The following is a 21509-nucleotide window of genomic DNA, read 5'->3' as shown; positions in this document are numbered from 1 at the left end:
CTGTGAGACGCCGCCCATTCGTTTTGGCGGCGTTTTACGTGAGCACTTTGAAGTGTCCAGACAACCATGGATTTAACGCAACGGCAGGTTGGATGAGCTGTTCCTGGATCAAGGGGCGTAAACGAGTCGCGATGTCGTCCGCCATGTCTTCCATCCCGTCTTTACGCACAAAAACAGAAATACGACGCGACATTGGGGCAAAAGGCAATGGATGAATATCGATGCTATCGGCATAGCGCCCCGCCTGTTGTGCCCCCATGGCGGTGAGGATCGTCCAGCCTGTGCCGCCCGCGACCATCGCCATCATGGCGCGATAGCTGTCCAATTCAAATCGGTGCACTAAGGTGACGCCTTCAGCCGTCAAATGCTGTGCCAACTCACGCCCCATGGCATGACGGCGCGTGTATTCGATAAAGGACACATCTTTCAAATTTTCCAAGGATGCACCATGCCCTTTGGCAGTGACGACAACAAAGGGGTCATCAAGCAAGGGCAGGTTCTTCATCCAGTTCGATCTGGCGATCTCAGCCGCGACGATGACATCCAAACTGCGATGCTCCAAATGATCCAGCAATCGATGGGACGGGCCTGTTTCCAATTCGAAACGTGTGTGCGTTAGCGTGTCGGCCATACCTGACAGCAAAATTGGCGTCACTGAGGCTTCGAAATCCTCGATCATTCCAAGGCGCAAGGAGCCCAATTGAGACAGATCAAGACCTGCGATCTCTGAGCGCGCATGGGAGGCTTCGCCCACAATCGTGAGCGCACGCCGACGTAAAATCCGGCCAGCAGGCGTCAACGTCATCGGACGCTCGCGTCTGTTCAACAGCTCGGTCCCCAAAGCAGTTTCCAAGTTTGAGATTTGTTGGGACACAGATGAGGGTGAGGTTCCAAGCCGTTTGGCAGCCGCTGACACAGATCCATCTTCGGCGGCAGCCAAAAACACTTCGATCCCCCAAAGGCTCAATCGCCCGACCGTATCATTCATCATCGAGCCTCTTGCGTTTGATGTGTTCAAGCTAAGGCGCACGTCACGCGATGTCAGCCCCTTTGCAATAGAAACTTGCGTTTGTGTAATACTGTGCCCATCGTAAAAGTACAAAAAAGCCCACCAGGAATGATGGGCCTTGTTGCAAAAATTAAATTAAATCTACGAAAGTTTAGATAGCTTTTCTTGCAGCTCTGCGAGTTGGCGCTTGATGTCACCAAGATCTTCTTTTTCTTCTGTTTTTGTTGGTGATGTCGTCCCAGGCCACGCACCCGGTATGCCGCCCGTCATCGCTTTTAAAAAGGCTTCTTGCTGCGCTTGAATGGCTTCCAAACCAGGGATTGTTGGAATGCTGGTTCCAAGATTCCCCATCACTGTCGCAGGTCCACCGCGCAGCATTTCAAAGCTCTGAGCCAGAAACTGAGGCACCACAGAATTCACTTCCGTCGTATAGCTGCGCACAAGATCTGTCAGCACCCCCAAAGGTAAAACGCTTTCGCCACGTCCCTCATGTTCGGCAATGATTTGAAGAAGATACTGGCGAGTCAAATCGTCTCCAGATTTCAAGTCAATAATCTGTACTTCGCGTCCGGTGCGAATGAAGCCAGAAATATCTTCGAGTGTCACATAGTCAGATGTCTCGGTGTTGTACAAACGCCGTGACGCATAACGCTTGATCAAAAGCGTCCCGCTCTTCGAGTCAACCATGGCTCCCCTCCCTAAAATATTGCATTGCAGAAAGCCTATGCCCCCGCTTTTGGAAAAGCAAAAGAAAAGGCACAATTATGTGAAACAGATAAAGCCAAACAAAATGATAAACGAAAACGGGCCCACTCATATGAGGGGCCCGTCATGGTGCAACCGGTACGAAGGGAGGTGACGCACCTAGATTGCAGAAGAAATTATTTTCCTGGTGTCGTTACTTTTTTGGTAGCTTTAGTAACTTCGTCAGTCGCTTTTTTAGCAGCTGCAGTAACGTCTTCGCCCATGTCTTTGCCAGCGGCAAGCATCAGCTCAACAGTTTCCATTTGGACGGTTTTTGCAACTTCAGCAAAAGCAGCCATGTTTTCAGCAGCGAGCTCGGCTTGAGCAGATGCGAAATCTGTGAATGCTTTTGAGTAGTCAGCTGGTTCGTCCTTGGCGCCAGTGATGTCACTCACTTTTGCGAGTGTTTCTTTTGTCCACTTAGAAGAAATCTCGGAAGATTTTTCAGCTGCAGAAATTGCAACTTTGGACATTTTATCGCTGAGCGATGCATTGGTTTTGAAACCTTCTTGGAATGAAGTCACGTCGATTGGGAATGCGCCCATCATGTCTTTCATGATTTTTGTGAAGTCTTCGTTAGCAGCCATGATCATATCTCCTGAACTTATGTTCTATGCGGAGGAGCTGGACTATTCCAACAGATCCGCTTTGCTTCGTCTCACTACAATATGGATGCTGCAGTGCAGCAAATCAAGTGAAATTTCTGCGACGCAGCATGAATTTTCAAAATCACGTGAAATCAGAGAGTTCCACTCGCCCTAACGTAGGTGCCTGGTGCTGGTGCCAGCGCCTTTACACCCGAATCGCCAATTGTGCGTGCCGGAATCATGTCGCCTGAACGCTCAGTCAGCCATGATACCCACCGCGGCCACCAACTGCCCTCATTAAATTTGGCCGCGCCTTTCCATTCTTGAGGGGTAAGGCTCATGTCGTCATTGGTATAATGACCGTATTTCTTTTTGCTTGGTGGGTTTACGATCCCAGCGATATGGCCCGACTCCGACAGGATAAAGGTTTTGTCTTTCGACCCCATTTGTCTCACACCATTATAGGAACTGGACCATGCAGCTATATGATCGGTCTCACAGCCAATCGCGCAAATAGGGACATCGACTTCGGACAAGTGTACGAGAGTGTCACAAATCGGAAAGCCTGTCGTTGCCAATTTATCGCCTTGGCAAAGATTGCGCAGATATTCGATTGCCATTTTCCCTGGTAAATTGGTGCCATCGCCGTTCCAATATAACAGATCAAATGCAGGCGGCGCTTCACCCAACATATAGGACCGGATGGCAGGCTGATAAATAAGATCGTTAGCACGCAGGTACGAAAATGTGCGCGACATATAAAGAGAACTCATAATGCCCGTGCGCGTAGCCTCTGCCTCGATCCCATCAACAAAATCGTCATCTAGGAAGACACCAACTTCGCCTTGATCGGAAAAATCCGTCAAAGTGGTGAAGAATGTCGCAGAGTTGACGGATGTGTCTTTGCGCTGTTTCAACAAAGCAAGCGTGATCGACAAGGTAGTCCCCGCGATGCAATACCCAGTGACGTTGACCTTTGGCACGCCGGTGATTTCCTTGACCTTATCAATCGCCGTCATGAAACCTTCTTCGACATATTGATCCATGCCGACGTCCGCATAGCTTTCATCAGGGTTCACCCAAGAGACCACGAACAATGTGTAGCCTTGGTCGACGATCCATTTGATCAGTGAGTTTTTGTCTTTGAGGTCAAGCACATAGAACTTGTTGATCCAAGGCGGGAACAGCAGTAATGGCACCTCATGTACGGTTTCAGTGCTCGGCGCATACTGGATCAGCTCGAACATGCGATTGCGAAAGACGACAGATCCTTTCGTAGTGCCTAGATTGCGTCCCACTTCGAAAGCGTCTGTGTCGGCCAGGCTCACTATCATTTGCCCGTCATGTGCCTCGATGTCGCGGACAAGGTTTTCCAGACCGGTCACGAGGCTTTCACCATTGGTGGCAACGGCCTGTTCCAGCGCATCTGGATTGGTGGCTAAAAAGTTGGTCGGGGCGAGCATATCAACAATCTGTCGTGTGAAGTAGTCTACCCGTTTGCGATCTCGATCTTCTAAGCCTTCGATGTCTTGCACCGCGTCCGTCATGGCCTGCGAGGTCGCGACATATTGCTGTTTTACGAAATTGAAATAGGGATGCGTATCCCACAATGGGTTCGAGAAACGGCGATCTTTCGGGGTGTCATCTTTTGGCGGCGTCAAGTCGCCCTTGGACAAACGGCTTTGCGCGTCCGCAAAATGCGCCAGCGTTTTGCCCCAATAGCCGATTTGATGCTCGATAATTTTTGCAGGATTGTTGACCATTTCGGCCGCATAAGCTGAAGCCGCCTTGACGAAGAGATCGTCGCTTGGGCCTTGCAACGCTTTGGGAATCGGTTTTGAGCGCGACATCGCTGCCGCAAGTCGCGTGGAAAGCTCTTCGATCTTGGTAATATTGGCGTTCATCACCTCCAAATCACGGATTTCACTGTCTTCCTTCAGCGTCATCTCGTCACCTCCCTAAATACTTTGCACTTGCAGCATTTAAATATACTGTAAGACTATGAGATCACGATAGCGCGACATTTCCAATAGGGAAGCGCAGCAAAGCCGAAACTTCGGCAGAACGGAGACCAGATGCGATTCATGGCAAGCTATGACTTAATGGAAACCCTACGGACCACCAACCAGTGGTTTGGGGCGACTGCTCAGGCGCTTGGTTCGTACCCTGCCGCCTCGATGACCGCGAACCCCGCGTTACAAATGATGGCCGCATGGGGCGAGGTCACGGAACGTTCTTTCGCGCGTATGGCGACCAAACCTGCTTGGGGCATTGGCAGCGTTGTTGGCGAAGACGGCCGCGATCACACCGTTGATGTTGATATCGAAGTCTCCAAAGCTTTCGGCGATTTGATCCACTTCAACGTGCAAGGCCGCGATGAGATGCCGCGCAAGGTTCTGATCGTTGCACCTATGTCTGGCCACTACGCCACATTGCTGCGCTCAACTGTTGTGTCCCTACTGCCAGATTGCGAAGTCTATATCACAGACTGGCACAACGCCCGTGACATTCCAGTTTCTGAAGGCAAGTTCGATATCGAAGATTACACGCTCTATCTTGTTGAATTTTTGAAATATATGGGTCCACAAACTCATGTGATTGCCGTGTGCCAACCAGCCCCTTTGACCTTGGCAGCGACCGCCTATTTGGCCGAAGAAGATCCCGCGGCGCAGCCCCGTACGCTCACATTGATCGGCGGCCCCATCGATCCAGATGCGACACCAACCGATGTGACAGACTTTGGCAACCGCGTCACAATGGGCCAGCTTGAGAACAGCCTGATCCAACGCGTAGGGTTCAAATACAAAGGCGTTGGGCGTAAAGTCTACCCCGGCCTTTTGCAACTTTCCTCGTTCATTTCGATGAACGCCGAAACCCACGCAAAAGCCTTTACCGACCAAATCAGCCGCGTTGCCAAAGGCGAAGCCGGCGACCAAGACAAGCACAACAAATTCTACGACGAATACTTGTCTGTCATGGATATGACCGCTGAGTTTTATCTCTCAACGGTGGACCGCATTTTTAAAGGCTTGGAAATCGCAAAAAACGAGTTTGTCGTAAACGGTAAGAAAATCGACATCGGCAAAATCACTGATGTTGCTGTGAAAACCGTCGAAGGCGAAAACGATGACATCTCTGCACCTGGTCAATGTGTAGCTGCCTTAGATCTGTGTACTGGCCTGCCAGACAGCAAAAAGGCTTTCCACCTTGAGCCAGGCGCAGGTCATTACGGGATTTTCGCAGGCAAAAGCTGGCGCAACAACATTCGGCCATTGGTTTTAGACTTCATTGATCAGAACTCTGGGCCGCGCGTTGTGGGAGGCACACAATCGACCCCCAAAGCGAATGAAAAAAAGAAACCGGATACAAAAAAGGCAAGCTAAGCTTAGCGTAAGACCAACGGCGCTTCGATCTTAAGCCAAGATTGAAGCGCCCGAGACATCGCACGCGGTGTCTCTAGCATCGGCAGATGACCTGCACCATCCAACAGTACATACTCGGCACAGGCCATCAGTTCAGCCATGAATTCTAGGCGACGCGGCGGCACAATCGTGTTTGCAGCCCCTCCGATGACCATGCAAGGCAAACGCGCTCGACGCAGCACTTTTTGCATATCTGGTCGACGTTGGATGATCTTGGATTGACGCAAATAGGTTTCAACACCGACTTCCATCGCCATATCAATCCAGTGGTCGCGGATGGCATTGCGATACTCTGAATCTGCCAGGGTCGTGCTTGGCATCTCTTCCATCAGAACCTCACCCAAACGCCCTGCTTTCGCGCGGACCATACGAGGTTCGCGAGCAGCTGCCGCACTAGGCGTTTCCCCTTGGGCTGACGCACAGATCAAAGCAAGCCGTGTCACCCGATTTGGCGCGCGGCGTAAAATTTCAGTGGCCACTGTCGCCCCAAGGTCATGCCCAGCAATTGCGAAGGTTGGCGGGGCTGTGGCCAAGACGGATTCGGCCATTTCCTCAAGAGTGTTACCAAGTAAAGGTGCGACTTGAACCGCGTGCGCGCCACTTAAATCTGCAACTTGATCTACAAACACGCGTCCATCAGCCATAAACCCAGGTAGCAAAACCACAGCTTCGTTCATTTTTCGCCCCGCTCTAAAAACAACTCCCCCTCAAATTGCGAAGGATCGCCCGAGCGTCAAGCGCTCAAGCGACACCAAAGCCGATATCCGCGCACATAGGTCGTCACAAACGCGACAACACCTCTGAAATGGCATTTTTAATGACTTCCATACAAACCGGCGTAGAAAAACTGTGATCTGCCCCTTTGAGAAATTGCAATCGCACATCATCGCCATCTGAATGATCTAACAAATTGAGAGCCACCGACCGTCTCACCGAAGTGTCCTGCGTGCCTTGCAAAAAGCGTACAGGAAAGGGCAGCGGCAAGGGCGCGCGCAGCACCAAATTGTTGCGCCCATCTTCGATCAATTTGGCAGTAATCGGATAGGGTTCACCATAATCTGACGGCAAAAGCACAACCCCGTTGTCTTTCAGTTCTGCCTTTTGAACAGGCGTGAACCCCGCCCACATACTGTCTTCCGTGAAATCCGGTGCAGCGGCAATGCCCACCAGCCCTGCAACCTTTTGCGCTATTTTTTGGGTCAACAACAACGCAATCCAGCCGCCCATCGAGGATCCGACAAGCACCTGTGGCCCATCGGTCAACGCCTCAATCGCGGCCTGAGCATCCTCAGCCCATTCGCCGATGCATCCATCCCTAAACACGCCATCGCTTTGGCCGTGTCCCGAATAATCAAATCGCAAAAACGGACGCCCTTGTGCTATGGCCCAAGTCTCAAGTTTGATAGCTTTCGTGCCGTCCATGTCAGACATAAATCCGCCAAGAAAAACGATGCCGATGCCGATGCCCGCGCTTTGATTATAAGCGATGCGACGCCCCGACGGTGTGTTCAAATACTCTGTCATAACACCTCAAATGTTCTGGAATTTCTGAAGTAACGCTTGTGCAAGTTCAGGGAAAGCCAAACCTAGCGCTCAGCCCACACTTTGCGCCAACACGCGGCTGATCGTGGTCAGGCTTTGCCCCGATTGATCTTGCCACGTGTTAAACGCGTCCTGAACCGCGCGCATGGCTGATTTCGATGTTGGCGCTTTGTCGATCACGCCTTCGGCCACCAATCGCGCCACAACATCCCGAGTCAAAATGAAGCTCTCTTTGCCCATATTGCGCAGCACGTATGCGCCAGTATTGCCGCCCAAACGCGATCCTTGAGATTTCAACCACGCCAGCAATCCGATATAATCGTCATTGGGCCAATCGCCGATCTTGCGTCCAAAGCTGCCAACTTCAGCTTCGACCTGTTGAATGAAAATCGCGTTCTCGTGGATGGCGCGTACTTTTGGCGCGCTGCGAATGATCCGGCGATCCCCAAGCAATTCATGAAACCAGTCTTCAGACATATGAGCGATACGATTGACGTCAAAACCATGAAAGGCCTCGGTCATTTCTTGTGCTTTGGCTTGTATCACCTTTGTGGACATGCCCGTCGCCATGATACCAAAAGACATCCTTCGCAGCCAATCGGCCCCTGAAAGCGCCGCAAGCTCATCAGCAGTTTTTGGCGCCTCGATACCATCAAGCACCAGACCAAAGCCGCCTTTTCGTTCCACGGCAATCATCAGAATATCGTCATATGAGCGCATGAGCCCCTCCACGTCTGGTCCACATCCTGCGCGTTTGCATCTTTCGGTTCAAGCGGTTTAGACAGATCCGATATATTGATGCACCTGATCAAATATATCCGCGTTGACATTAGCCTGACAGAGAGCGAAAAAGCGCAAACATATGACCCGCAACCGGGCGCTTAGTAGGCGCCAAAACGACGAGGAACGCCCAGATGGCCCCAGTCACAAATAATCCAGCCACAGATACTCAAATCAAACTCACTCTTCCCGATGGCTCTGTTCGCGAATATGACGCCGGCATCACGCCGGGCGAAGTGGCCACAAACATCGCGACCTCGCTTGGTAAAAAAGCGATCTCTGCCACGGTAAACGGCGCGCATTTCGATCTGCAATGGCCGATCCATGCCGACGCAGACATCGCGATCCACACCTTGCAAGATGATACTCAAGCGCTTGAGCTGATCCGCCACGATTTGGCGCATATCATGGCCCGCGCCGTGCAGGCGATTTGGCCAGACGTCAAAGTGACCATCGGCCCTGTGCGCGATTACGGTTGGTTCTATGATTTTGACCGCAAAGAGCCCTTCACTCCCGAGGACCTTGGCACGATTGAGGCCGAGATGAAGAAAATCATCAACGCACGTGACGCTGTTAAAACAGAAACGTGGGACCGCGCCCGCGCGATCAAGTTTTACGAGGACGCAAATGAGCCGTTCAAAGTCGAGCTGATCCACAAGATTCCTGAGGGCGAAGACCTACGGATGTATTGGCATGGCGACTGGCAAGATATGTGTCGCGGTCCGCATTTGCAAAGCACCGGCCAAGTCCCTGCGGATGGGTTCAAATTGACTCATGTTGCCGGAGCCTACTGGCTGGGCGATAGCGCGCGTCCAATGTTGCAGCGCATCTACGGCGTCGCGTTCAAAAACCGCAACGACCTAAAAGCCCACATGACCATGTTGGAAGAGGCTGCCAAACGCGACCACCGTAAACTGGGTCGCGAAATGGACCTGTTCCATATGCAAGAAGAGGCCCCAGGCCAAATCTTCTGGCACCCAAATGGTTGGAAAATCTACACACAGCTGCAAGACTACATGCGCCGCATGCAAGAGACAGACGGCTATGTTGAGGTGAACACTCCTCAAGTGGTGAACCGCGTGCTGTGGGAAAAATCCGGTCACTGGGACAATTATCAAGAGAACATGTTCATCGTTGAAGTCGACGAAGAGCACGCCCGCGAAAAAACAGTGAACGCGCTCAAACCGATGAATTGCCCGTGTCACGTGCAGGTCTACAACCAAGGTTTGAAATCTTATCGCGACCTGCCGCTGCGTATGGCTGAATTCGGGTCATGTAACCGTTATGAGCCCTCAGGCGCTTTGCACGGGATCATGCGTGTGCGTGGGTTTACTCAAGATGACGCGCATATTTTCTGTACAGATGATCAGGTCGAAGACGAGACCAAGAAATTCGTAACCTTCCTTGCAAAAGTCTACGCCGATCTTGGGTTTGATCAATGGAAAGTAAAACTGTCCACGCGCCCTGAAAAACGTGTTGGCACCGAAGAAAGCTGGGACGCGGCCGAAGAAGCCTTGGCCAACGGAATAAAAGCTGCGGGTTATGCCTATGAGATCCAAGAGGGCGAAGGCGCGTTCTACGGGCCAAAACTTGAATTCGTATTGACCGATGCGATTGGCCGTGACTGGCAATGTGGCACGCTGCAGATCGACCCGAACTTGCCTGAGCGTCTGGATGCCAATTATATCGGTCAAGATGGCAACAAGCATCGCCCCTTGATGCTTCACCGCGCTGTTTTGGGCTCGTTTGAGCGATTCATCGGCATCTTGATCGAATCTCACGCGGGCAAATTGCCATTCTGGTTGGCCCCACGTCAGGTTGTTGTGGCGACGATTATTTCGGATGCGGATGACTATGTGCATGAAGTTGTTGCCCAACTGCGTGCGGCTGGTGTGCGCGCTGAGGCAGACACCCGCAATGAAAAGATCAATTATAAAGTCCGCGAGCACTCTTTGGGCAAGGTTCCTGTAATATTGGCCGTAGGTGCGCGTGAAGTCGAAGAACGCACTGTTTCAGTGAGACGCCTTGGCGAGAAACAAACGTCTGTCTCGCCACTGGATGAATTGGTTGAAAAACTCACAGCCGAAGCACTTGCCCCTGACTTTAAGTAAATCGTAACCCATTGAAAATAAAAGAAGGCGGTCAGGGTTTGGCCGCCTTTTTTATATCTTGATCATGGGCAACTCACGTTTTCGTTTGTTACAATCCCTGACACACGCGTGGGACACAGGCCTGTGAATGGCATAACGCGTTTCTTTGGGCCAAGTTGTCCTCACCGCCAAACACGGCGCAAACGCATAACACTTAGGGAGACTATCAATGTCCAAACACACAAAATCACTCGCTCTTGCTGGCGCTCTTGCCGCTGCTCTTTCTGCTCACGCAACAACAGCATCTGCACAAGACGCAACTGAAAAATGTTACGGCGTTTCTCTTGCAGGCGAAAACGACTGTGCAGCCGGCCCAGGCACAACATGTGCAGGCACTTCTAAAGTTGATTACCAAGGCAACGCTTGGTCTTTGGTTCCAGCTGGCACATGTGCAACAATGGAATTGCCAGCAGCAGCTGACGGCATGATGCGCCACGGTTCCATGGAAGCTCTTGATCGCGACATGGCGTCCTAAGCTAAAAAATTCAGGTCGTCGCGCCTATGCGCGGCGACCACAACCCAAAGGGGGAAACATCATGACGCTTGGCGTAAATTCTTTGCCGAACGGCGTTGGTGTCGGCTACAAACCTCAACACTTCTCTGACATTTTAAACGCTCCAGCCCCAGTCACTTGGCTTGAAATTCATGCCGAAAACTACATGGGTGCCGGTGGCCGTCCCTTGGCGCAATTGCGAGCCTTGTCAGACCAATTCCCAATTTCCGTGCATGGCGTTGGCCTGTCGATCGGTTCCGAAGGGCGCCTAGATCCTGATCACCTTGAACGCCTCAAGCACCTGAACGATTGGCTCAAACCTGCCTCGTTTTCCGAACATTTGGCGTGGTCGACCCATGACATGGGATTTTACAACGACCTCTTGCCCCTGCCCTATACAGAAACAACGTTGAAAACGGTCTGCGATCACATCGATGAAGTCCAAGATAAATTGGGGCGAAAAATGTTGCTTGAAAATCCCTCCAGCTATTTGGCCTTTTCTGAGAGCAGTATGGATGAGATCGCCTTTTTACGCGAGGTCACCACGCGTACAGGCTGCGGGCTTTTGCTGGATGTGAACAACGTCTTTGTCTCTGCCACCAATTTGCAGATGGATGCCCGCGCGTATATCGACGCCTTTCCACTGGATAAAGTGGGCGAAATTCACTTGGGCGGTCATGATGAAGACGAGGACGATCACGGCGCGCCCTTGTTGATCGACAGTCATGGACGCGAAGTGGCTGATCCCGTTTGGGCCCTCTACGCGCACACGATTGCAAAAGGCGGCATCAAACCCACTTTGATCGAATGGGATACGGACGTCCCTGACTGGTCAGTTTTGGTCGAGGAGGCCAAGCGCGCTGCCGCTTATATATCGCCGGTGCTGGTGTGAAAAATCTCGTCAGCCAATACGCATTCATCCAAGCAGCTATGAACCCAGACCTTGACGCTCCAAAGGGCATTGTTGGCCCTGATGGTATGCCCGCGCCCAAAAGGTTTTCGGTGTATCGCAACAATATCATCGTCAGCTTGAAAGAAGCTATGAATGACGGGTTTCCCGCCGTTGCATCCTTGGTTGGAGCAGCGTTCTTTGCCGCTATGAGCGACATCTATATTCGCCAAAACCCACCAAAATCACCCATTTTGGCTTTGTATGGCTTAGACTTTCCTAAATTCATTGCAGAATTCGAACCTGCCGCGTCATTGCCCTATCTTACGGATGTTGCACGTTTGGAATTTGCTTTGAGGCTTGCCTACCACTGTGCGGACTCAACGCCTGTGGAAGCTCAAGCCTTCACAAATGCAAATGTGCTCTCGGCCACGCTTTCATTTGCGCCGACGGTCAGCGCGATCCGATCCGATTATCCGATCACTCAGATTCGCGCGGCGGCACTGGGCGGTCCGCAACCAACGGGTGGCGCAGAAGACGTATTGATCACTCGGCCAGACCTAGATCCTATTGCAACAGCATTTCCAAGCGGAACTGCTGCAATCATCGACGCATTGCAAGCGGGCTTGCCCTTTGGCGAGGCCATTGAGGCCGGTCCCGAAGGACTTGATCTGCCCGCTTTTATCGGTGCCCTAATTTCAGGCGGCGCCATTACCAAATTGGAGTACGACAATGTTTGAACGAATTGAAACCGCCCTTGACCGCCTGAACGCCTTTACTGCCGCCAACTTGCCACTGTTGGCGCGCTTCGTTTTTGCCGCAGTGTTGGCGCGTTATTTTTGGGCTTCGGCAATGACAAAACTTGATGGAGTTTTCACGCCGGCTCTGGGTGCATATGCCCAAATTTTTCCGCGCCAGCTCGAGGCCGCAGGCTATAATACATCAGAATTTGGCGCATTTCACTGGTTGGTCATCATGGCCGGCACCTACGCGGAATTCATCTTGCCTGCCCTGTTGATCATCGGCTTGCTCACACGCCCCGCAGCTTTTGCCATGGCTGGATTTATAGTCGTGCAAAGCCTCACCGATATTGTGGGTCATCATGCAGACCCCGCCACAATCGGGCTTTGGTTCGACCGCGCCTCTGATGCATTGATATTGGATCAACGCGTTTTTTGGATGCTGGGGTTGATCACATTGATAGGTCTTGGCGCAGGGCCTTTGTCTGTTGATCAGCTTATCAAGAAACGCCTGTCTAAACAGAGCTAAACCTCTAGAGTGGCTTGGACATCTTTGCCCCAGCCTAAGTAAAGTCTGCCATCAAGATCGATCACCGGACGCTTCATAAGTGTTGGGTGATCGGAGAGCAACGCAATCGGTTCACGGCTGCGCTCGGCCTCATCAAGTCCACGCCAAGTCGTGGATTTTTTGTTGACCAATGCGTCGCCAAATTCAGCGTAAAAACGTTCCAATTGCTCAATTGAAAGCGGTTCTGCCCGGATATCTTGCAAAGTTGCATCCAAAGATTTCAGCGCCTTTCGGCAGGTATCGCACGATTTAATGCCGTAAACTTTGGTCATTTCCATCCCTCAGGTTCTGATCGAAAAGCTTTATTTCACGTAGATTTACGTGTTTTTAGATCATTTAGAAGCCCAAAATAGCAGCTTTTTCAATTTTTTTGACAATCGTTACAAACTTGTGGCTTGCGTTTGTACGGACTTGAGGCAGAATTATTATGTGACTGCTACCTTCTGGACGATCCGCTCGCACCCCGAGCAGCTATCCCCCTTGGAAGACTTAGCTGCACCGGAAGCCGCTCGTTGCGGCGTTGATATGAAAGGAAATAGCACATGCCAACAGGCACAGTTAAATGGTTTAACACAACAAAGGGTTTCGGCTTCATCGCACCTGATGGAGGCGGCAAGGACGTCTTCGTTCACATTTCCGCCGTGGAACGAGCGGGCTTGACCGGCCTAGCCGACAATCAAAAGGTTGGCTACGAGTTGATCGAGGGTCGTGACGGTCGTGAATCTGCAGGCGAGTTGCAGGCAATTTAAGCGCAAAACGACACCTTGAACTTTAGCGGCTCCCATCGCATGAAGGGGGCCGTTTCATTTTGAGCCAAGGAGGCCTTTATGCCTACAATTTTATGTTTCGGAGACAGCAACACACACGGCCTTGCGCCGATTGTTGATTTTGAAAACCAAGACCCACGGTATGCGCGCCGCTGGCCTGTTGTTATGGCAGAAATGCTTGCCTGGGATCTTGTCGAAGAAGGGCTTCCCGGGCGGACGTTTCAGTTTCCTTGTCCGATAATGGGCCCTCATATGGATGGCCGGATTGGACTGTTCATGGCGCTTGAAAGTCACGGGCCTATTGATGCCGTGACCATTATGCTTGGCACAAACGACCAGAAAGTCCATTTTGATGCCTCGCCTGCCGAAATCGTAGCAGGAGCCTCGCTCTTGATTGATGTCTGCATGTCCGATGAAATGCAGGCGCGCCATGGTGGTTTTGAGCCGATTTTAATCGCGCCTCCTGCCCCAGCTGAACGCGGTCTATTGGCCGATGAATTCGTAGGGGCAAATACAAAAGCCGAACAAGTGACTGAAGGTTTGCGTGACCTTGCACTTGCCCGTGATGTCACCTTTTTCAATGCTGGATCGGTTATTGAGACATCACAGACAGACGGTATTCATTTCGATGAAGCCGCTCATGAGATTCTGGGTAAAGCTATCGCGCAATTCATCATAGACGAAACTGCGACTGAATGAAATGATCGGCGCGCTAAGCTTATGTCACGGCGCGCGTGATCAACACACCAAGGGCTGCGGATGTTCCGGTCAGGACAGCGCCCCAAGTCACATCTACTGCGACCATCAATGGATCCCAGCGTGTAAGTGTGGCGTAGTTGGTGAACTCGTAGGTTCCGTAGGCCATCATTCCTAGCAGTGCCCCCTTGGCAAAAACGCCGATTATTGACCCCGTCTCGAAGTTTGGCAAAGACACGAAAAACAAAAGGCCGCCAATATAAGCCAAATAGAAAACAGCCGCTGGGCCCATTCTAAAATCTTGCAGCAACCAATCATCAAGACGTGCTTCAAAAATTGGGCGCATCACAGTTTTCAAAAAAACTGCATCCATGACCAAGAACACAATGACTGTCGAAATATAGAGAATGATGAGCTGCATAACGCCTCCTGTTAAAAGAGATACGCTTCACATCAGCTTTTGGATCACGTTCCGTCGAAGAAAAGTGGGCTTTTACCCATTGGGATCTGTGATGGCGTTTATAACGGTGTGGATCGGCGCACCGCTGGGGCCTCAGATTATTCCGTCGCGGTTGGCACGCCACAGCAAACAACGCCATTATAGCGGATCGGTTGCGTGCCCATTGAACAGAAATTTTCGACGTTTCTTTCTTAGGCGAACAGGGTGGCACTTGGGCTATACGCTTGGGTTTCTGTTGCAAACGCGGAGGTGAATACCGCGATCAATGAAAAGGCAACTAACGTAGATTTCAAGATCATTTCTATATTTCAAACGCTCAACCCTCTCCCAGGCTAACCTACGGAGGTATGGTGGGTCAATTTTCGTTTACCACGAAATGATCCTATTGTTTGCAAATCAGAGACAATCTAACGTTTACGTACCAATTCAACCAATTCACATTTGGGATCAGCTGAACGGTGGACGCAGCGGCCAATTTCGACCCATTCGGCAGGATCAAATTCGGGGAAAAAGGTCTCGGCCCCTTCGACTTCTAAATCGACTTCGGTGATCAACAACCTATCAGCCATAGGCAGCATAGCGTCATAAATACCAAACCCGCCCATGCCATAAATCCGCGCATAGATGCTTTGTTCAGCAAATGAAATCGCATCCTCAAGCGTTGAAAACACGTGTTCATGGTCAACGCCTTGGCTGGAAACCACAAGATTTAGCCTATTTTTGAGCGGCTTGAACGGCAAGCTGTCCCAGGTGTTGCGCCCCATAATGCAGGCACCGCCCATGGTTTCGCGTTTGAAAAATCCAAGATCTTCAGGCGCATACCACGGAATTTCATTGTCTTTACCGATAGCCCCGTTGCGGTCGCGGGCGACGATCAATGTCATCATTTAAGAGGTCCTTTAAACAGCGACAGGCGCTTTGATCATGGGATCAGGATCATAATTGAGCACCTCGAAATCCTCATATTTGAAATCAAACAGGGATTTCACATCGGGGTTCAACCGCATCTGCGGCAGGGCTTTTGGGGGACGCGACAGCTGCAGATCGACTTGTTCCAGATGGTTCAAATAGATATGCGCATCGCCAATGGAATGAACAAAATCACCGGGATCATAGCCCGTAACTTGCGCTAGCATCAGCAACAACATGGAATAAGAGGCGATATTGAACGGCACGCCAAGGAACATATCAGCAGAACGTTGGTATAGCTGAAGGTGGAGTTTCCCGCCCAAGATTTTGACCTGCCAAAGCGTATGACAGGGCGGCAAAGCCATGTTTGGCACATCAGCGGGGTTCCATGCGGAAACCATCAAACGGCGGCTGTCAGGCGATGCTTTGATCATATCCAACAGGTTTTGAATTTGATCGACGGAGTTTGCAATAAACAAAGGCTCCCCATTCAAAGTCTCGTTGGTTTTCTCAAGTGCCGGAAACCGACGCCATTGATGGCCGTAAACCGGACCAAGATCGCCGTTTTCATCGGCCCATTCATCCCAGATTGAGACGCCATTGTCTTTGAGGTATTTGATGTTTGTATCGCCAGCCAAAAACCACAAAAGTTCATGCATGATCGATCTCAGGTGCAATTTTTTGGTGGTCACCAGCGGAAAACCATCGGCCATGGAATAACGGGCCTGCAGTCCGAAATATGAAATCGTTCCGGTGCCAGTGCGATCGGTTGTCCGTTCGCCTTTTTCCAAAATGGTTCTTAACTGATCATGATACTGCTGCACCTGTTGCTCCCCAATTGGCGTTGCCCGACATTTGTAGGGACAATCTTGCAAAGTGCAAAGGGGCTGTTCGATGTTTCAGCTTAGATTCTGTTTGCCCTTGCGCTAAGGTTTAACAAAGACACAAAGGAAGTCAGCTATGAAATATCTACACACGATGGTGCGCGTAAAAGATTTGGAAAAATCCATGGCGTTTTTCGAGCTCTTGGGCCTGAAAGAAATCAAACGCTCCGACCACGAAGCTGGACGCTTCTCGCTTATATTCATGGCGGCAGAGGGCGACGAGAATTGCCCAGTTGAGTTGACCCACAACTGGGATGGCGATGACGCTTTGCCAGCTGATGGACGGAACTTTGGCCATTTGGCGTATGAGGTCAAAAATATCTATGAGCTTTGCCAAACGCTTATGGACAATGGCGTCACCATCAGTCGCCCGCCACGCGACGGGCACATGGCGTTTGTACGCTCGCCTGACAATATTTCGATTGAGCTATTGCAAGAGGGTGAAGCACTCGCACCAGCTGAACCTTGGGCATCGATGCAAAATACCGGTCACTGGTAGGCATCTGAGGATGACATCTGACGCCACAGGCGCCTAAATTTGACAAAAAAATGGCGCTCTCGCACTTATCGGCGGGGGCGCTTACATATGAAATTAGGGTATTTTAAGAGCTGTGCGACGGAATGGACATTCTGTCCAAAATCACGTCGTTTAGTAAATGTAGCGGATTTGATCAGTCCAATACCGTTCAACACGGCGCAAGGATGTGTTGATTTCGTCGATATCCGCTGGGGTCAAAACAGCTTTCTTTTCAAGGCCCTCTGCGTGGCGCTCGAACAGGTCTGTGACTGTATCGGACACATGACGGCCCTTTTCTGTCAGCTTTACGCGCACAGAACGGCGATCGATTTCGCAGCGCTGATGGTGCATATACCCCATATCAACCAATTTTTTCAGGTTATAGCTGACATTCGATCCCTGATAGTATCCGCGGGATTTCAGTTCGCCTGCCGTCACTTCATTTTCGCCCACATTGAACAATAGAAGCGCCTGTACGGCATTAATTTCGAGAACGCCAACACGTTCGAATTCGTCCTTGATCACGTCAAGAAGAAGTCGATGTAACCGTTCCACCAAAGATAGGGCCTCTAGATATTGGCCCATAAAAGTTTCGTTCGATTTTGAAATCGTTGAATGCATACTCATTAGCAACTCCGCCTTAAGCTTGTAGGCGTTCACTTTGACTGCAATTTCCCAAAATTCAGTTAAACGTCGTCGCTTTTTTTATAGAAAGTGTATTCAGCGCGCGATGGTTAACCGAAATCAACATTCCGAAACAAATTCATACGCTTGTTTGGCGCATTATTTACGATCAACCGCCGTGTGCAACGCCTGTTTTGTCGGCGAAGGCCAGCATCAAATCCAGCGTTGGTTTGAGTTCAACAGGGACCTCGTGCTGCCCCGTTGCCCAAGCCAAAAGGTCTTGGTCATGCTCAGACATCAGCATCTCGAAATCATCAAGCTCTTGTGGTGTCATCAAAGCCAAATGCGCATCCGCATAACCGCCGATCAAGAGATCCATTTCCTTGATCCCGCGACGCCAAGCACGAATTTTCAGACGTTTCAGGCGATGTTCACCTGTCTCTTTTGGGGCTTCAATAAGTTCTGGTGCTGGCATGTCGGTCTCCATTTTGCACAGTTTTTGCACTTTGCCCCCCTGATGTGCAAGGGACGTCTTGGCGCGGTTGGATTGCAGGTCTATCAATAGTGCGAAACTCAATCCCAAAAGGTGCTCTTATGTCATTCCTGTCCGAAACCCTCGCCCGCGTCAAACCTTCCCCTACAATCGCGGTCACGACGAAGGCGCAGGAACTGAAAGCAGCCGGATTGGACGTGATTGGTCTGGGCGCAGGTGAGCCTGATTTTGACACGCCCGAGAACATCAAAGCGGCAGCTGTGCGCGCGATTGAGGCGGGCAAAACCAAATACACCGCTGTCGATGGCATTGTTGAGTTGAAACAGGCGATCTGCGCGAAACTCAAGCGTGACAATGGGTTGGACTATGAGCCCAAACAGGTGTCTGTGTCCTCAGGCGGCAAACAAGTGTTGTACAATGCCTTGGTCGCGACTTGTAACCCAGGCGACGAAGTGATCATCCCAGCGCCCTATTGGGTGTCCTACCCCGATATGGTTTTGTTGGCTGGCGGCACACCGGTGGCTGTTGAAGGCACATTGGCGAACAACTTTAAGATCACCGCAGATCAGTTGGAAGCCGCGATCACACCAAAGACAAAATGGCTTATTTTCAACTCGCCTTCGAATCCTACAGGCGCGGGTTACAACCGCACAGAGTTAAAAGCGCTGACAGATGTCTTACTGCGCCACCCGCATGTTTGGGTGATGACCGATGACATGTATGAGCACCTCGCCTTTGATGGCTTTGAGTTCTGCACCCCTGCTGAAGTGGAACCGAAGCTTTACGATCGCACGCTTACCATCAACGGCGTGTCCAAAGCCTACGCGATGACAGGCTGGCGGATCGGCTATGCGGCGGGTCCAGTGGAATTGATTGGCGCGATGCGCAAGGTGCAGTCGCAATCCACATCGAACCCCTGCTCTATCTCGCAGTATGCGGCTGTTGAAGCCTTGAACGGCCCACAAGATTACTTAGCCGTGAACAATGAGACCTTTGTGCGTCGTCGCAATTTGGTGGTGTCGATGCTCAATGACATCGATGGCGTCACCTGCCCGACACCGGAAGGCGCGTTTTATGTCTATCCCGACATCACGGGCTGCATCGGCAAAACGTCGAAAGCGGGCACCGTGATCACCAATGACGAAGTGTTTGCGACCGCGCTTTTGGAAGAAACTGGCGTGGCTGTAGTGTTTGGCGCGGCCTTTGGTCTAAGCCCGAATTTCCGCGTGTCTTACGCAACGTCTGATGAAGCGCTTTTGGAAGCCTGCACACGCATTCAGACCTTTTGCGCCGCTTTAAGCTAGTCAATGTATGGCCGTTCGGCTTTGGGGCTGTTAGCATGGCCCCAAAGCGGATGATCCGTGACATCGACACTGGGTGGCGCCCAAGAAACAATCGAGATTTGGCATGAGTGCAGAACTGCCCGACTACTATTTCCGAGTGCGTGAGAACGGCGCTTTTGTTTACCGTGTGGACACAGAGAACCGCCAACGTCGCATCGAGATGGACCAAATCGCGGTTGTGAACATAAAAAACGGTGATGTGAAACCGCATGGCGGGCGTGAGCTATCTGGGCAAGATATGTTGGCGATAGACAACTGGATGACGGACCGCGTTGCCTTGCTCGCGCAGCGTGACATTGACGACATTCACCGCGCTGTGGATTACCTCAACCTTACAACGCACTGGACGCAATCGCGCGCCACGCCGGATCAGCTTGAAAACGTCACCGACGCGCTGTTGATGGCAATGCATGATCTGCGCACGGTTTTGGTGCGCAAGAAAGCCGATCGCATCTTGAAAAAGGACGATTGATCGCCCTTAGGTTGCCGTATTGATCCGAGACTTGTAGCGCCAAAAGCGGATACCCATCAAGATCCACGAAACGGTAAGACCGACCAAAAGGCCGACCCAAACGCCGCTAGCGCCCCAATTGATCACAAATCCAAACACATAGGCCACGGGCAATCCGACGGCCCAATAGGAAAACGTCGCTTGCCACATCGGCACCGTGGTATCTTGCAAGCCGCGCAGCAATGACAGCGCAATCACCTGCCCGCCGTCTGAGAATTGAAACAGCGCCGAGAACACCAAAAGCATCGCGCCAATGCGCAGCACTTCAGCACGTGCAGGCTCGTCAGGCGCAATAAACAGACCGACCAAAGGGTCCGCTAGGGTCAGATAGACAAGACAGGTCACCGCAGCCATAGCGAATGACATACAGGTCACCACAAAGGCTCCGCGGCGCAAATCAGCCTCGTCACCGCGCCCAAACGCGTTGCCCGCACGGATGGTGGCGACCTGCGCCAAGCCCAGCTGCATCATAAAGGCGATGGCCGATAGCTGCAGCGCAATGCCGTGAGCCGCCAAGGCGGTGATGCTGATCCAGCCCATCATCACGGCTGCAACGTTGAACAGACTGACTTCGGCCAAAGAGGTCAGACCGATGGGGAGCCCCATCTTGAACACCATGCCAAAGACGTCCCAATCGGGTTTGAACATATTGCGAAACAACTCGTATTCGGGCGTGGCACATTGCGCATAAACGACCAAACCGATCATCATCAGCGTGCTGACGACCAAAGACGCCCAAGCCGCCCCTGCCATTCCCAGTTCAGGCATACCTAAATTTCCGAAAATAAACAGATAGTTGAGCCCTGCGTTGACCACCACAGCCGCCAGAACTGCCAACAAAACGACGCGGGTCCGTTCCAGCGCTGAGAAATAAGACCGAAAAACCTGCACGATCAAAGCGGGGATCATCTCGAACCCTGAGATCATCAAATAGGGCTGCGCCAATGCGGCGATATGCGGTTCTTGGCCCAGCGCGATCAACGCCGCCTCAGAGAACAAAAAGATCGGATAAACCATTACCGCAACGATGACCGAAATCCACATCGCCATGCGGGTGGCACGGCGCACCAAAGTGGTGTTTTGCGCGCCCAAAGCTTTGGCCACGATCGGCATGACAGCAAAAGCAAAACCGCCAAGCAAAATAAACGTCACGAACCAGTAGCCAGCCGCCAAGACAAGTGCCGCCAACTCATCCAGCCCGTACCAGCCCATCATGATGACATCCGTCATATGCACCGCAAACTGCGCTAAGTGACTGCCTACAAGTGGCAAGCCAAGCGTCAAAACGGCACGTAAATGCGTGCCGTAGCTGCGTTGCGGGAAAGCGCTGTGATTTGTTTCGGGCTGAATGTCTAACTGTGTCATAGCCAGCCTATACGTC

The 21509-nt window shown here is 51.5% G+C and carries 25 protein-coding genes; 11 read left to right on the top strand and 14 right to left on the bottom strand.

Annotated features, from left to right (window positions below; all coding sequences use genetic code 11):
- Positions 1–34: 34 nt before the first annotated feature.
- The 4 genes from WNY38_RS05930 to phaC form a co-directional block, all read right to left on the bottom strand.
- Complete coding sequence (locus WNY38_RS05930) at positions 35–991, bottom strand: LysR family transcriptional regulator (RefSeq protein ID WP_342856410.1); 957 nt, start codon at positions 989–991, stop codon at positions 35–37.
- 159 nt (positions 992–1150) lie between these two features.
- A complete protein-coding gene (gene phaR, locus WNY38_RS05925; RefSeq protein WP_342856409.1) occupies positions 1151–1696 on the bottom strand; it encodes a polyhydroxyalkanoate synthesis repressor PhaR in 546 nt (181 codons plus the stop codon).
- A gap of 194 nt (positions 1697–1890) precedes the next feature.
- Positions 1891–2340: a Phasin gene (locus tag WNY38_RS05920; protein WP_342856408.1), complete on the bottom strand. Its 450-nt coding sequence runs from the start codon at positions 2338–2340 to the stop codon at positions 1891–1893.
- Between the two features lie 152 nt (positions 2341–2492).
- Positions 2493–4286, bottom strand: coding sequence for a class I poly(R)-hydroxyalkanoic acid synthase (phaC, locus tag WNY38_RS05915; RefSeq protein WP_342856407.1), 1794 nt, complete (start codon positions 4284–4286; stop codon positions 2493–2495).
- A gap of 129 nt (positions 4287–4415) precedes the next feature.
- Between phaC and phaZ the strand changes: the two genes are divergently transcribed.
- Entirely contained in the window at positions 4416–5723 is a 1308-nt protein-coding gene (gene phaZ, locus WNY38_RS05910) for a polyhydroxyalkanoate depolymerase (protein ID WP_342856406.1), read from the top strand.
- A gap of 2 nt (positions 5724–5725) precedes the next feature.
- On the opposite strand, the gene WNY38_RS05905 is transcribed toward phaZ, so the two are convergent.
- From WNY38_RS05905 to WNY38_RS05895, 3 genes are all read right to left on the bottom strand, one after another.
- Entirely contained in the window at positions 5726–6439 is a 714-nt protein-coding gene (locus WNY38_RS05905; RefSeq protein WP_342856405.1) for an alpha/beta hydrolase, read from the bottom strand.
- Positions 6440–6542: 103 nt separating this feature from the next.
- Entirely contained in the window at positions 6543–7286 is a 744-nt protein-coding gene (locus tag WNY38_RS05900) for an alpha/beta hydrolase (protein ID WP_342856404.1), read from the bottom strand.
- A 69-nt stretch (positions 7287–7355) separates the two neighbouring features.
- Positions 7356–8024: a DNA-3-methyladenine glycosylase I gene (locus WNY38_RS05895; protein ID WP_342856403.1), complete on the bottom strand. Its 669-nt coding sequence runs from the start codon at positions 8022–8024 to the stop codon at positions 7356–7358.
- A 194-nt stretch (positions 8025–8218) separates the two neighbouring features.
- Between WNY38_RS05895 and thrS the strand changes: the two genes are divergently transcribed.
- From thrS to WNY38_RS05870, 5 genes are all read left to right on the top strand, one after another.
- Positions 8219–10195, top strand: a complete 1977-nt coding sequence (thrS, locus tag WNY38_RS05890) for a threonine--tRNA ligase (protein ID WP_342856402.1) — start codon at positions 8219–8221, stop codon at positions 10193–10195.
- A gap of 208 nt (positions 10196–10403) precedes the next feature.
- Positions 10404–10709, top strand: a complete 306-nt coding sequence (locus WNY38_RS05885) for a DUF2282 domain-containing protein (protein ID WP_342856401.1) — start codon at positions 10404–10406, stop codon at positions 10707–10709.
- Positions 10710–10770: 61 nt separating this feature from the next.
- A complete protein-coding gene (locus tag WNY38_RS05880) occupies positions 10771–11619 on the top strand; it encodes a DUF692 domain-containing protein (protein WP_342856400.1) in 849 nt (282 codons plus the stop codon).
- The gene (locus WNY38_RS05875) at positions 11616–12356 is read left to right on the top strand and encodes a DNA-binding domain-containing protein (RefSeq protein WP_342856399.1); all 741 of its coding nucleotides are present in this window, start codon (positions 11616–11618) and stop codon (positions 12354–12356) included. Before WNY38_RS05880 ends, WNY38_RS05875 begins: the two co-directional genes overlap by 4 nt.
- Entirely contained in the window at positions 12349–12885 is a 537-nt protein-coding gene (locus WNY38_RS05870) for a DoxX family protein (protein ID WP_342856398.1), read from the top strand. Before WNY38_RS05875 ends, WNY38_RS05870 begins: the two co-directional genes overlap by 8 nt.
- Here the strand turns inward: WNY38_RS05870 and WNY38_RS05865 are convergent.
- Positions 12882–13196 (bottom strand): ArsC/Spx/MgsR family protein, encoded by a 315-nt coding sequence (locus tag WNY38_RS05865; RefSeq protein WP_342856397.1) that lies wholly within the window; start codon positions 13194–13196, stop codon positions 12882–12884. The genes WNY38_RS05870 and WNY38_RS05865 overlap by 4 nt on opposite strands.
- A 270-nt stretch (positions 13197–13466) precedes the next feature.
- Between WNY38_RS05865 and WNY38_RS05860 the strand changes: the two genes are divergently transcribed.
- Together WNY38_RS05860 and WNY38_RS05855 are read left to right on the top strand one after the other, a co-directional pair.
- Positions 13467–13673 carry a cold-shock protein gene (locus WNY38_RS05860; protein ID WP_342856396.1) on the top strand — a complete coding sequence of 69 codons (207 nt, stop codon included), beginning with the start codon at positions 13467–13469 and terminating at the stop codon, positions 13671–13673.
- A 78-nt stretch (positions 13674–13751) separates the two neighbouring features.
- Positions 13752–14390, top strand: coding sequence for a GDSL-type esterase/lipase family protein (locus WNY38_RS05855; RefSeq protein WP_342856395.1), 639 nt, complete (start codon positions 13752–13754; stop codon positions 14388–14390).
- A 19-nt stretch (positions 14391–14409) separates the two neighbouring features.
- Here the strand turns inward: WNY38_RS05855 and WNY38_RS05850 are convergent, their stop codons facing one another.
- The 3 genes from WNY38_RS05850 to WNY38_RS05840 all read right to left on the bottom strand — a co-directional run bounded on the left by WNY38_RS05850 (position 14410) and on the right by WNY38_RS05840 (position 16580).
- Positions 14410–14808, bottom strand: a complete 399-nt coding sequence (locus WNY38_RS05850) for a DUF2177 family protein (RefSeq protein WP_342856394.1) — start codon at positions 14806–14808, stop codon at positions 14410–14412.
- A 446-nt stretch (positions 14809–15254) separates the two neighbouring features.
- On the bottom strand, positions 15255–15734 hold the full coding sequence (locus WNY38_RS05845; protein ID WP_342856393.1) for a dihydrofolate reductase: 480 nt from the start codon (positions 15732–15734) through the stop codon (positions 15255–15257).
- Positions 15735–15746: 12 nt separating this feature from the next.
- On the bottom strand, positions 15747–16580 hold the full coding sequence (locus WNY38_RS05840; protein ID WP_342856392.1) for a thymidylate synthase: 834 nt from the start codon (positions 16578–16580) through the stop codon (positions 15747–15749).
- A gap of 136 nt (positions 16581–16716) precedes the next feature.
- Between WNY38_RS05840 and WNY38_RS05835 the strand changes: the two genes are divergently transcribed.
- Positions 16717–17139, top strand: coding sequence for a VOC family protein (locus WNY38_RS05835; protein ID WP_342856391.1), 423 nt, complete (start codon positions 16717–16719; stop codon positions 17137–17139).
- Between the two features lie 150 nt (positions 17140–17289).
- Here the strand turns inward: WNY38_RS05835 and WNY38_RS05830 are convergent, their stop codons facing one another.
- Positions 17290–17784 (bottom strand): winged helix DNA-binding protein, encoded by a 495-nt coding sequence (locus WNY38_RS05830; protein ID WP_342856390.1) that lies wholly within the window; start codon positions 17782–17784, stop codon positions 17290–17292.
- A 166-nt stretch (positions 17785–17950) separates the two neighbouring features.
- Positions 17951–18256, bottom strand: coding sequence for a succinate dehydrogenase assembly factor 2 (locus WNY38_RS05825; RefSeq protein WP_342856389.1), 306 nt, complete (start codon positions 18254–18256; stop codon positions 17951–17953).
- Positions 18257–18375: 119 nt separating this feature from the next.
- Between WNY38_RS05825 and WNY38_RS05820 the strand changes: the two genes are divergently transcribed.
- Positions 18376–19578 (top strand): pyridoxal phosphate-dependent aminotransferase, encoded by a 1203-nt coding sequence (locus tag WNY38_RS05820; protein WP_342856388.1) that lies wholly within the window; start codon positions 18376–18378, stop codon positions 19576–19578.
- Between the two features lie 103 nt (positions 19579–19681).
- Positions 19682–20089 carry a hypothetical protein gene (locus tag WNY38_RS05815; protein WP_342856387.1) on the top strand — a complete coding sequence of 136 codons (408 nt, stop codon included), beginning with the start codon at positions 19682–19684 and terminating at the stop codon, positions 20087–20089.
- A 6-nt stretch (positions 20090–20095) separates the two neighbouring features.
- Here WNY38_RS05815 and WNY38_RS05810 read toward each other — a convergent pair whose 3' ends face one another.
- Positions 20096–21493 (bottom strand): MATE family efflux transporter, encoded by a 1398-nt coding sequence (locus WNY38_RS05810; RefSeq protein ID WP_342856386.1) that lies wholly within the window; start codon positions 21491–21493, stop codon positions 20096–20098.
- Between the last annotated feature and the right edge of the window lie 16 nt (positions 21494–21509).

Origin of the sequence: Pacificibacter sp. AS14 (genome assembly GCF_038899935.1) — a bacterium.
Taxonomy (GTDB): Bacteria; Pseudomonadota; Alphaproteobacteria; order Rhodobacterales; family Rhodobacteraceae; genus Celeribacter.
This window is presented reverse-complemented; position numbering and strand designations above follow the sequence as displayed.